The organism is Pseudomonas sp. GW822-FHT02E03, assembly GCF_058802325.1.
The window spans coordinates 103202-115560 of record NZ_JBXAOA010000001.1 but is presented as its reverse complement, the minus strand read 5'-3'; the positions used below and the strand labels follow the sequence as shown (position 1 = coordinate 115560).

Annotated in this window: 7 protein-coding genes; all 7 read left to right on the top strand. The window is 60.1% G+C overall.

Annotation, left to right across the window (positions count from 1 at the left end; all coding sequences use genetic code 11):
- Nucleotides 1-18 precede the first annotated feature (18 nt).
- The 7 genes from AC1RQB_RS00515 (at nt 19) to AC1RQB_RS00485 (ending at nt 12240) form a co-directional block, all read left to right on the top strand.
- Nucleotides 19-1728, top strand: coding sequence for a DUF2138 domain-containing protein (locus AC1RQB_RS00515; protein WP_492571606.1), 1710 nt, complete (start codon nt 19-21; stop codon nt 1726-1728).
- Complete coding sequence (locus AC1RQB_RS00510; protein ID WP_008008411.1) at nt 1725-2363, top strand: DUF1175 domain-containing protein; 639 nt, start codon at nt 1725-1727, stop codon at nt 2361-2363. The genes AC1RQB_RS00515 and AC1RQB_RS00510 overlap by 4 nt, the downstream gene beginning before the upstream one ends.
- Nucleotides 2360-6934 (top strand): alpha-2-macroglobulin family protein, encoded by a 4575-nt coding sequence (locus AC1RQB_RS00505; protein WP_081235307.1) that lies wholly within the window; start codon nt 2360-2362, stop codon nt 6932-6934. The genes AC1RQB_RS00510 and AC1RQB_RS00505 overlap by 4 nt, the downstream gene beginning before the upstream one ends.
- A gap of 2 nt (nt 6935-6936) precedes the next feature.
- The gene (locus AC1RQB_RS00500) at nt 6937-8556 is read left to right on the top strand and encodes a DUF2300 domain-containing protein (protein ID WP_063343185.1); all 1620 of its coding nucleotides are present in this window, start codon (nt 6937-6939) and stop codon (nt 8554-8556) included.
- Nucleotides 8557-8559: 3 nt separating this feature from the next.
- Nucleotides 8560-9375: a YfaP family protein gene (locus AC1RQB_RS00495; RefSeq protein ID WP_063343186.1), complete on the top strand. Its 816-nt coding sequence runs from the start codon at nt 8560-8562 to the stop codon at nt 9373-9375.
- Nucleotides 9376-9497: 122 nt separating this feature from the next.
- A complete protein-coding gene (locus tag AC1RQB_RS00490) occupies nt 9498-10043 on the top strand; it encodes a L,D-transpeptidase family protein (RefSeq protein ID WP_008073987.1) in 546 nt (181 codons plus the stop codon).
- A gap of 43 nt (nt 10044-10086) precedes the next feature.
- On the top strand, nt 10087-12240 hold the full coding sequence (locus AC1RQB_RS00485) for a WG repeat-containing protein (protein WP_063343187.1): 2154 nt from the start codon (nt 10087-10089) through the stop codon (nt 12238-12240).
- The last annotated feature ends 119 nt before the right edge of the window (nt 12241-12359 follow it).

The following is a 12359-nucleotide window of genomic DNA, read 5'->3' as shown; positions in this document are numbered from 1 at the left end:
TGAATTGGGTTTGTGAACATGAGTGATAACACTGTTTCCCCGGCCGTTTCCCCAGCCGCCAACACTTCCCGTCGCTGGCCGGCGCTGGTCATCGGGCTGTGCCTGGTGGCCGGTGTGGCGGGCGGGTTGGGGTGGTTCCTGAACAAACCCAAGGCTCCGCCCGCGGAACTGGCCAGTGACAAACTGGGCATGGGCCGGCCGGACGGTCTGCTCGAAACCCACTCCCTGAGCCAGCTGCCAAAGGATCTGCTGGCGGTGCCGTTTCTCAAGGAAACCCTGACCGAAGATTTCGTCTTCTATTACCAAGCCCACGCCGACCGCCTCGGTTTGATCGGCAGTCTGCGGCGGATCATTTACGAGCATGACCTGAAGTTGCAGGACAGCCTGATCGAGCAGCTGTTCGATCAACCGGCGGACGTGGCGCTGTGGCGCGGTGCGGATGGGCGTCTCAAGGATTTCCTGTTGGTGATGGATCGCGGCGGGCTGGCCAAGGTGCTGGAGCCGCTGGCGAAAGTGGCGCTGGATGATACGCAGCTGAGCAAGCTGGCTGAAATCAAGGTCGCCGGCGATGTGGTGCCGCTTTATCAACTCACCTACAACAACAGCAAAGCGCTGCTGTTCGCCTCTCATGGCGATAAATTGGTGGTGCTGTCCAACCCGGCCAAGCTTTATGAAGCCGGCCACGGTCCAGTCGAAGAACCCGGCATGGTCTCGACCGAATCGCTGGAAGCACTGCTCGGCGGCCAGAAACTGTTCCCCGAAGCCTTCGGCCTGCAACCCCGCGCGCCTGAAGTGAAGCAACGCCTCTCGGTCAATTCCAGCGTCCTGGCCATGGGTTACCAGCGCTTCATCCCGAATTTCGCCGGCCTGCGTTTCGACATGGACGACAAGGGCTGGCACAGCTTCCTCGCGATGGACGAACTGGAAAACCAGCCAGACTTCGACTTCAAACCGATCTGGCAGGCCATGCCCATGGGCGCCAGCGCCTGCGTGACCTTGCCGCTGGCCGCCGAACAACAGAAACCGCTGCTGGTGAAACTCGGCGCCGACGACGCCGTGGCCCAAGCCCTGACCGAACACATGGCCGGTGCCGCCGGCCTGTGCTGGTACGCCGATTCGCGGCTGTACACGCCGCTGCTGGTGGCCAGCCTAAATGACGATGACAGTGCCAAACTCGACGGCGACCTGGGCAACCTGTTCGGCTCGATGGTTGGCGCCTACGAAGGCAACGTCGCCGAGCACGCGTTCCCGGTGGTCGAGAAACAGGAAGGCCAGACCCACCAGTGGCAGCGCCAGGTCAGCTCCAACTTCGGCCCCTATAAAGCCAAGGATGCCGAGCAACCGGACGCGATCACCGGCAATGCCTTTATGCGCGTCAGCCTGGCGCGCCACGGTTCGACGCTGCTGTTCTCCCTTGACGACAAACTGGTCGACAAGGCCCTCGGCACCCTCGACAAACGCTTCCCGCCCATGGCTGACGTCGTGCCGAAAGACCTGCTGATGCCGATCTATTTCGGCCCGGACTCCATGGCGCAACTGATGCAACAGGAAACCCTCGACAGCCTGCCGCAAGACATGGAGCCGGTGTTCTACAACGCCGCGCAAACCTACCTGATCCCGAAACTGCGCACCCTCGGCGGCTATGGCAAATATGCCCTGACCTTGCCCAAAGGCAGCGAGCCCGACGGCCACTGGCAGTGGCTGCCGCTGGAGTGGAAAGCCCTGTGACCGCACTTATCCGAGGCCTCGGCCTGCTGGCGTTGTTGCTGGGGACTCGCACCTTTGCCAGCGAAGCCCCGGCGCTCGACCCGCAGCAATCCCAGGTGTTCCGCGCCTGGTTCGTGCGCATCGCCCAAGAGCAACTGACCCAAGGCCCGAGCCCGCGCTGGTATCAGCAGGACTGCGCCGGGCTGGTGCGGTTTGCCGCCAACGAAGCGCTGAAAGTCCATGACGATAAATGGCTGCGCAGCAATGGCTTGTCCAATCGCTACCTGCCGCCCGAACTGCAGCTGAGCGACGCCCAACGCGGCCTCGCCCAGCAATGGCAGCAGGGCGGCGGCAAGGTCGGGCCTTACGTCAACGCGATCAAACTGATTCAGTTCAACAGTCATCTGGTCGGCCGCGATGTGGCCCAGGCCCGACCCGGCGACTTGATGTTTTTCGATCAGGGCGACGACCAGCACCTGATGATCTGGATGGGCCGCTTCATCGCCTATCACACCGGCACTACCACCCCCACTGACAACGGCATGCGCTCTGCAAGCCTGCAACAACTCATGACATGGAAGGACACCCGATGGATACCCGACGCAGCCAACCCCAACTTCATCGGCGTCTATCGACTGAACTTCCTCTCCCAATGATCGGTGCCCGCATGCTGCGCATTTGCTCTCGAATTCCATTGCTGCTGGCCCTTCTGGCGCCTTTGGCCACGGTCAACGCCGAAGACACCGTCGAGCCAAGCGGCTACACGCCGGTGGCCGGTGAAAGCTTTTTCCTGCTGGCCGACAGCAGTTTCGCCAGCGACGAACAGGCGATGGTTCGCCTCGAAGCGCCGGGCCGCGATTACCGCCGGTTCCGCATGGAACCTTACGGCGGCGCGGACATTCGCGTGTATCGCATCGACAAACCGCTGGATTTCCTCAAGCGCCAGAAGAACCTGCACCGCGTGGTCAGTGACGGCCAGTTCAAGGGCGAAGGCCTGTCGAACACCCTCGCGTACCTGTGGGACAACTGGTACCGCAAATCCCGTCGGGTGATGCAGCGGGCGTTTTCCTACGAATCGCGTAAACAAGTCACCGAGGAAGTGCCGGAACTGAAGATGGGCACCGCCATCGCCGCGCCAACGCCCTACGACGCACAGCCGCAATTCGCGTTGATTCCAGGCCTGCCGGTGGTCAGTCAATTCCGTTATCCGCTGTGGCAAGCCAAACCGATCCAGCCGCCTCCAGGGGTGAACCTGGCCGGTTCTTCCAGCGAGTTTGTCAGTGTCTCGCCGGGCAATGTGTACATCCCGTTGGGCAACCTGAAGCCGGGCCTGTACCTGGTGGAAGCACTGGTCGGCAAATACCGCGCGACCACCATGGTTTTCGTTTCCAACACCGTGGCCGTGAGCAAGATTGCTGGCGATGAATTGCTGGTGTGGGCCGCGCGCAAACACGAAGGCAGTTCGGTGCCAAAAGTGAATGTGCTGTGGACCGACGGCCTGGGCGTGATGAGCAGCGGCGCGACTGATGCCGACGGTTTGCTGCGCCTGAAGCACGTCAGCCCGGAGCGTTCGTTCGTGATCGGCGAGGACGAAGAGGGCGGGGTGTTCGTCTCCGAGAACTTCTACTACGACAGCGAAATCTACGACACCAAACTCTATGCGTTCACCGACCGGCCGCTGTATCGGCCGGGGGATTGGGTGTCGCTGAAAATCGTCGGTCGCGAGTTCAAGAATGCGCGGGATTCCGTGGCACCGACCGCTGCCGACGTCAATGTCACCGTGCTCGATGCCACGGGCACGGCGCTGCAATCGTTGGCGCTGAAGCTTGATTCCAAGGCCGGTACTCAGGGCCGTTTCCAGTTGCCGGACAACGCCGTGGCTGGCGGCTATGAGCTGCGTTTCAGCTACAAGGATCAGGCCTACAGCAGCGCCTTCCGTGTTGCCGAATACATCAAGCCGCACTTCGAAATTTCCATGAACCTGGCCAAGCAGGATTACCGCACCGGCGAACCGGTGAAGGGCAGTCTGGTGCTGTTGTACCCGGACGGCAAACCGGTGGCCAACGCCAAGTTGAGCCTGAGCCTGCGCGCCCAGCAATTGTCGATGGTCGACAACGAGCTGCAATACCTCGGGCAATTCCCGGTGGAGCTGACCAGCGCCGAACTGACCACCGACGCCAAGGGTAACGCCAGCCTCGATCTGCCCGCCGCCGAGAAACCGAGCCGCTACATGCTCACCGTGTTCGCCAGCGATGGCGCGGCGTATCGGGTCAAGACCACCAAGGAAATCCTCATCGATCGCGGTGCCGCGAGTTTCCGCCTGAGCGCGCCGCAGCGGTTCAGCGCGGTGGGCGGTAAGGTTGCCTTCAGCTATGCCAACGAAGGTGGCAGCGAGCAGAGCAAAGCGGTCACCCCGAGCAGCTACAGCTGGGTGCGACTTGAAGATCAGACCACTGGCGAAGGTAAACTCACCGCCAAAGATAAAGGCTTCACCCTGGCCTTCGACCGTCCGGGCACTTACAACCTGACGCTGAAAGATGATCACGGCCGCGTGCTTGGCGCGACCGGTCATTCGGTCACCGGCGATGGCGTTAAAGCCGTGCCCGGCACCGTGGAAATCGTCCTCGATAAACCCGAGTACAAGGCCGGCGACGAAGCCCTCGCGTTGATCACTTTCCCCGAGCCGATTATCGATGCGCTGTTGTCGCTGGAACGCGACAAGGTCGAGGCCACGGCGCTGCTGTCCAAGGGCAGCGACTGGCTGAAGATGGAAAAAATCAGCGACACCCAGTACCGCGCGCGCATCCTGGTGAAGGACACCTTCGCGCCGAACCTGACGTTCTCGGTTCTTTACACCAAGGGTGGCCAATACAGCTTCCAGAACGCCGGGATCAAGGTGATCGCGCCGCAAATCGATGTGGCGATCACCACCGACAAAGAGGCGTATCAACCAGGGGATACGGTTACCGTCGATCTCGCTACGCAGTTCGCCGGCAAAGCCATTCCGGCGCACCTGACGGTCAGTGTCGTGGACGAGATGGTCTACGCCCTACAACCGGAAGTCGCGCCGACCATCGACCAGTTTTTCTACCACCCACGCCGCAACAACGTGCGCACCAGCGCCAGTTTGTCGTTCATCAGCTACGACGTGGCATTGCCGGGCAGCCCAGGCGCGCCGGGCAAAGCCAACCGCAGCGAACGTGGCGTGAAAGTGCTGGAACGGCCACGTCGCGAAGACGTCGACACCGCCGCGTGGCAGCCTGAATTGATCACCGATGCGAATGGCAAAACCCGCTTCACCTTCAAAATGCCGGACTCGCTGACCCGCTGGCGCATCACCGCCCGCGCCATCGCCGATGACGGTCAGGTCGGGCAGAAGAAGCAGTTCGTGCGCTCGGAAAAACCGCTGTACCTGAAGTGGAGCGGCCCGACCAAGTTCCGCAACAGCGACAAACCGGACCTCGGTGTGTTCGCATTCAGTCAGGCCGAGAAACCGGTCAAGGCTGAGCTGGTGATTCATTACGCGGGCGCCGAGCAACGTGTGCCGGTCACGTTGAACAACGGCATCAACTACATTGCATTGCCAGCGTTCACAGTGGCCAATGGCGAGTGGACCGCCGAGCTGGTGCAGGACGGCAAAACCGCTGATGCCCTGGCCGTGCGCCTGACCGCGACCGGCGAAGGCTGGCAGGTAACGCAGAGTCAAAGCCTGGACGTGGCCAGCGGTGATACACCGTTGACCTTGCCCGCAGACGCCACGGATATTCGCCTGCGTCTGGATGACAGCCCGCAAGCGCTGTTCCGTTCGGCCCTCGATGATCTGCTGAGCTATCCGTATGGCGGCGTTGAACAGACCGCCAGCCGTTTGCTGCCATTGAGCATCGCTTATCCGACCTTATCGTCGAACCCGCAGATCCGCGATCGCTTGCGTTTGATCATGCAGAACAGCCGCCTGCGGCTGGTACAAATGGCCGGCCCGTCGGCGAGCTTCACCTGGTGGGGCTTTGACGGTGAGCCGGATGCGTTCCTCACCGCCTATGCCTATTACGCCGACTGGCACGCCAGCAAAGCGCTGGAACTGAGCCTGCCGCCGGAGCATTGGCAGCGGGTGCTGGAGGTGTACGCCAAGCAGGCGCAGAACACGCCGCTGTTGCAGCGGGCACTGATTCTGTCGTTTGCCAAGCAGATGCAATTGCCGGTGAACACGCTGCTCAGCGGTTTGATCGACGATTTGGTGAAAGCCGGCGAAGGTCATGGGGCGAGCGTGATGGACGATGGCGAAGAGAGCCTGGTCATGAACGATCCGGACTCGGCATTGGGGCTGGCCAGTGCTCGGCTGTTGACCGCATCGATGGCGCGTCAGGCCAAGGTCAATCTGCCGGAGGCGTTCAATCGTCAACTGGACGCTGCGCAACAACAAGTGGCCGCCAGCTCCCAGCCATTTGTCGAAGCCTTGAACCTGTCGCTGCAAGCCTTTGATCAGGCTCACGCGCAAGCGCTGTTGCAACGCCTGTTGCCACAGCAATCGACCCTGGAACGCGCCTTGGCGCTGACCTGGCTGCAACGCAGCATCGAACAGGCCTCGCCCACCATCGCACTGGCACCGGGTGAAGGCTGGAAGAAAAAGTACGGTGATACCGGTGAGATGTATTGGACGTGGCAGGGGGCTGCAACCGTGCCTGCAACGTTGTCGCTGAGCGGGACGCAAGAACGCCCGCTTCGCGCTGCGTTGAGCTTCCAGAGCAAGCAACCGCCGGTAGACCCGATGGCGGTGACCATCACTCGTCGTCTGTCGCGTTTGGTGCCGGGTGACGAAGCGTTCGAGTTCAAACTCGAAGCGGTCGGCACCAAACCGTTGTCCAGCGACAGCCTGTACCTGGACGAAGTGATCATCACCAGCAAAGCCGCAAAACCGCTGCGCTACGGCATGCTCGAAGTGCCGCTGCCACCGGGCGCGGACGTCGAGCGCACCACGTGGGGCATCAAGCTGATGGGCAAGGCCGGCACCGAGCCGACTTCGCTGGAGAAGGCCCGTTTCGAACCGGGGCAAATGGCTTACGCGCTCCCGGTGGATGCCTTGAGCGGTGAATTGCGCCTGCGTCATCTGGTGCGTTTCTCGCAAAAGGGTCAGTTCAACCTGCCGCCGGTGCGTTTCACCCAGGTCTATGCGCCACAGCATCAGGCTCAGGAACAGAAACCGGCGCTCGGCCAGGTCACGGTTCACTGACGATGACCCGGCGTCTGGTCTGGTGGTTGTTGTGTTTGATGCCTGCGCTGGCGACAGCGCAGGACGAACCGTTGCGACTGGGCTTCAAGGATGAATTGCTTTCGTTGAGCCAGACTCAGGTGATCTCGCGTCAGCCATTGCCTGCTGATCTGCAAACCCCTCTGGGCAGCTTGTGGAAGCTGTTTGTCTACGGCTGGCTGGTGGACACCGGCGCACGGGAACCGGCTTATGAATGTCGCGGGCAATCGAAGGAAGAAGTGTATTGCTGCACGGCGGGCGGCAGGATTGAGCGCGATCAGGCGTTGGTGAAGTCTTGCGGGTTGTACTTTGAGCCTGCACGGCTGGGCATTGCTGGCGCTGAATGGCGCGATTATTGGCAGGCGAGACAAGCGCCGAGCTGGTTGCTGGATTTGCCGTCGTTGCAACCGCAGACCCGGGTTTCGGTGGCTGAGTTGCTGAAGGTCTTGGCCGTGATGCCGGCGCAGGATCAGGCGCGGCGAGTGTTGCTTGATGTGGTGCTGAATGCGGCTGACGGCAATGTCGTCGGTGAGCTTGGCGGTCGGTTGCGGGTGAAAACCTGGAGCTGGTTGGGGGATCAGGACCCTTCGTCGCGCCAGGGCGGGTTCGCTGGCTGGACGGCGGACGGCACACCGATCTGGGCCGGTGGGCGCGGCACCAGTCAAATGGTCTTGCGCAATTACGGTCAGGCACTGGCGACGGTGTTGCCTTCGTCTTGGCCCGCCGAGGCGGGGAAGTGCGTCGAGGTCAGCCTGTTCGCGCGTTATCCGCTCAAACGCGTGCTGTCGGGGGATCGCGTGTTAGCGCCCGGGCCCTTGCAAGGCGACTATCGCGTCGAGTTCGCCAACGGCAATCAACTCGATATCCATAGCGACGGTGAGTTGTTCTTGCTCAAGGACAAACTCGTCGCCCGTCTGGACCGCGAAGAATACGTCGCCCGCGTCCTGCAGCGCGAAGCCAGACCGGAACCCGCCGAAGCCGCCAAAGCCCTGAGCGTCGCGATCCGTACCTACCTGCTGCAAAACGCCACCCGCAACGGCGACTGCCTGAGCATCGACGACAGCAGCAGCCGACAGCGCGTCGCCCCACGCCCGGCCGCGACCGAATCACGCAACATCGCCGCGTGGACCAGCGACCTGGTCCTGGCCGGCAGCGACGTCACCTATCACTCCGACCAACCGGGGCCGGACAAGCTCTCCTGGCTGCAAGCCGTCGAACAGGCCAATGCCGGTCAACGCTATGACGCCATCCTGCTGCACGCTTACCCGCGCGCCAGCCTCAGCCGCTGGGACAATCCAGTGGCTTCCTGTGATGCATTGCCCGCCGCGCAAGACTGGCTGCAAAAACAACGCCGCGGTTGGCGACCACGGCTGGAAAGCGAGGTTGGCTACAACGAAGTCAACACCTTCGCCGTCTGCCGCCTGGCCTTCGGCCGTCCTTTTGTCGATCGCGAACGCCAGCGCATTTACGTGCGCGGCGTGCTGTCGCTGCAAGACCGCCTCGACCTGACCCACGAATACCTGCACCTGGCCTTCGAAGCACACCCCAACGGCCAGGATGAAACCTACATCGAAGGGCTCGCCCGCCACCTCTTGCTGGATTAGGCCATGAAACTCCGTTACCCACAGGTCCTCCTGTTCCTTTGTTCCTTTTGCGTATGGTCGACCCCGTTCGCCGCCGATAGCGCGGTCAAACTCGACACACCCGTCGGCGGCTGGCGCACGGGCGCGCCCGAAGGCGAAGGCGAAAACTTTCGTCAGACGGTTAATTACCCGGCTTCCTCGGTCAACACACCGGTGGGGCAGGCCAATACCGCTCGCATTACCGGCCAAATCAAATCCACGCCCAAGGGCAATGAGCCCGGCAAGCTGATCGTCAACGGCGTCAGCATGCCGCTGAAGCTCGACCCCACCGGCCGCTATGATCGCCCGTTCTCATTCCCCAACGGCAGCAACAGCGTTGAAGTCCGCAGCCCCGATGGCCAACAACGCCACCGCACGCAGTTCCTCAACACCAGCGGCGGCGCCACCCCGGCCAAGTTGCGAGTGCTGCTGGCCTGGGACAGTGACGGCACCGACCTCGACCTGCACCTCGTCACGCCTGACGGCGGCCACATCTGGTACGGCGACCGCGTCGCGGCAAACGGCGGCGCACTCGACGTCGACGTCACCACCGGCTACGGCCCGGAAATCTTCGCCATGCCGGCGCCGATCAAGGGGCAATACCTGGTGTACGTGAACTACTACGGTGGCGGGTATCGCAGTGATGAGGAGGGGCAGGAGGAAGCTGCGCAGGCCCTGACCACTGCGCACATCACAGTGATTACGGAAGAGGGGACGCCGAACGAGAAGATGGAAACGTTCCTGGTGCCGATGCGGGCGGTGGGGGAGTTGACGTTGGTTAAGGGGTTTAGTTATCCGTGAGGAGATAACTGAGTTGTGAGTTATTCAAGTTTAGCTTTTTTCTGAGTCGGTCTTTTATCCAAAAGGCAGAGAAGGGCACCAATAACCGGGCTGACCACCGCTGTTTCTTGAAAGGATTGAACATGCTAAAGCGCTTGGCTCTTTCCGGGCTGTTTCTACTAATAGCGGCATTTGGGTATACGGCAGTCATGGGCCGCTTGGGCGGAGGTCCTGCTCCAACCCCGGAGCTTGATCAGCCAAACAAACAGGCTGATTTGATAACCGTCAATAAACAAGAAAGGCGGATGTTTCTATGGCGAGAGGGTGTGGTATTGGCCGAATATCGCATAGCGCTTGGAGCGGCCGCGAATGACGGCGCAAAGCAACGAGAAGGGGATGAGAAAACGCCTGAGGGACGTTATTTCATTGATTGGCGCAATCCAAAATCAATGGCGTACCTTAGCTTGCACATTTCATATCCGAATCCGGCAGACGAAGCCGCTGCTCGTCATAACGGGTATTTGCCAGGCGGTAACATTATGATTCATGGTCTACCCAATGGATGGGCGTGGCTTGAACCGCTTCATCATCTGTGGGACTGGACTGATGGTTGCATTGCTGTAACTAATAGCGAAATGCGAAAAATCTGGATGTTGGTGCCTGACAGGACGCCAATTGAAATCAGATAGGACGCTGCCTGCACTTTCCAGCCCTTTAACTACCGAAGCCATGATGAACTTTACTCCGCCTCGTTTGAGATTGTTGTCGATACTGACCGTGACCCTGTTAGTGGTGGGCTGTACGTCCTACTACCTGTTTCGCCAGAGCAGTGCGTCGACAAGTGAAAGCTTCACCGCCGAGGACATGAACGAAGGCGGCGTAGAGGACATCGGCACGCTGGCACTGCCTGACGTGGAAAAGCGTCTGAACTACTTGATCCACGACACCGGTGAAACCCTCAGCGCTTTGGAGCTGGTCACTCACTCGGAATTTAGCCTGACAGTTGACGGAACCAAGCCCGCCGACGAGCAGAAGTTGCAATACGAGGAGCTGTTTGTCCCTTTCACCAGTGCGCAGGTGAAAACTGCGCTGGCGTCGGTCCAGGACCTGCGTTTTGTTCAGACGCTGTTTTCTGATGGTTCCGAAGTGAGGTTTGACACCAGCAGCCTTGATCCTCTCTGGAAGCGCGCCGCCACGCCGGATGAGCCGGTGGCCGAACAGTACCGTCCGCAGCGTTTGCGGTTTCGAGATGGCAGCGAGAAAGTCTTCGCCGATATAAAGGTGCAGTCCAAGGTTGAGTCGCACGATAGTGTGTCGTCCCGTGAACCCATCGCACTATCGGTCAACAAGCCCTTGGCTAGTCTCGGCCTGACGATCGCTTACCGCAGCTATCCGGCGTTCAAAAAAGTGGTCCTGGACAAGGATCACCCGCAGGTTACCCTGGACGACGGCCAATATTTTCAGCTCACGGCCCTTGGTGACGCAAGCGCCTCACTGCGGCTGAGTACGCCCAAAATGTCGACCTTCGTGGTGCAGGGTTTGACCGATTCGGGCAAGGCGCTTTACAGCAATGGCAACAACACCCGCTCCTTCCCCTCGGACGGCGATATTGCGGCGATGCGTGACTTTTACAAAGCCCTGCTGCAGACCAAGGATGATCTCGATCGGTTCAAGACCAGTCAGGCTGTGCAACAACGGCTGGAGCATTTGGTCAGTAATCTTTCCACTCAGGCGGGGCCGCTGAAAAACACCGAGGCCGACTACCAGTTCGAGGCCACGCCGCAACGTATCGTCATTCATGTGCTTGATCCGATGGAAGACAATACCGCCGTTATCAACGAGGTACACAACGTTCTTGCAGAGCAAACACGTTACATCGCCCGCGACCGGAAAACCGATCACTACGGCTTCATCGATCAGGCCGGACAGTGGTTGATCAAACCACGTTGGGTAGAGCTGCACGATAGCGTGGTGGCGGATATCTACACGTTGTTCACACTAGAAAAATCCAGCGACCCTCAATCTGACATGCAGGAATTGCGCAGCCAACTCGCCTATTTTCCCGCCGCTAGCAATAAACTCGTCTACCTGCCGTTCGAAAACATAACGCAGACATTGGACGATGGCCTGCTGCTGGTGGAGCGTGAAACCAACGGACCTTATGGGCTCTACGACGCCAGGAATCACCGTTTCACGTTGCCGATGAAGTTCGTCAACCCCACCGTCACCGGCAACGTGTTCATCGCCCGTCTTGGCAAAAAAACCTATGCCATGGAAGGCCTCTACGGCGCCTATACCTTGGACGGCAAGGAGATTCTGCCACCACAGTTCTCTGACATCGAGCAAAGCGGTGGCTACCTCTACACCCACTCAGCCGATCGGAGTCGTCAGGACGTTTTCGACCTGGAAGGTAAACGGATCAACCTCCAGGGTTACAACGTGATAGGTCGGTTCTTCGGCGAGCAGCCGCTGCTGGTGCAGGACGCTAAAAGTAAGAAATTTGCTTTTATCAACCGCCAGGGGACGCTGCTACCCATCAAGTTACCGTATGACGAGGTGGAGCCGTTTTCCAACGGCATGGCGGTGGTCGGGCGTGATCACAGCTATGGAGCCATCGACCTGACCGGCACGTTGCAGATTCCGCTGGAGTACAACAGGATCAACTCTTTCCAGACCCGCTACGCAGCCGCCGTCCCGGCCGGCGGTGGTAGTGGACTGGTGTTGATCAGTCAAAACAACAAACAGGTCAAGAAACTCGGTTCCTACACCAGCCTGAAAGTCCCTGATAACAGCAACGAAGCCCGTTACTACGTGAATGATCCGAGCAATCCTGACGAGTATCTGGTCTATGACGCCGACGGCAATCTTGTGCGGAATGAAGAATAAAAAGGTTTCAAGAACAGTACAGACACGCAGTTGCGTCTGATCAACCTCAGGCAGATGGGTGTCTCGCGGGCCTCATCGCGGGCAAGCCCGCTCCCACAGGTGTCTGCTTTGACTAAAAG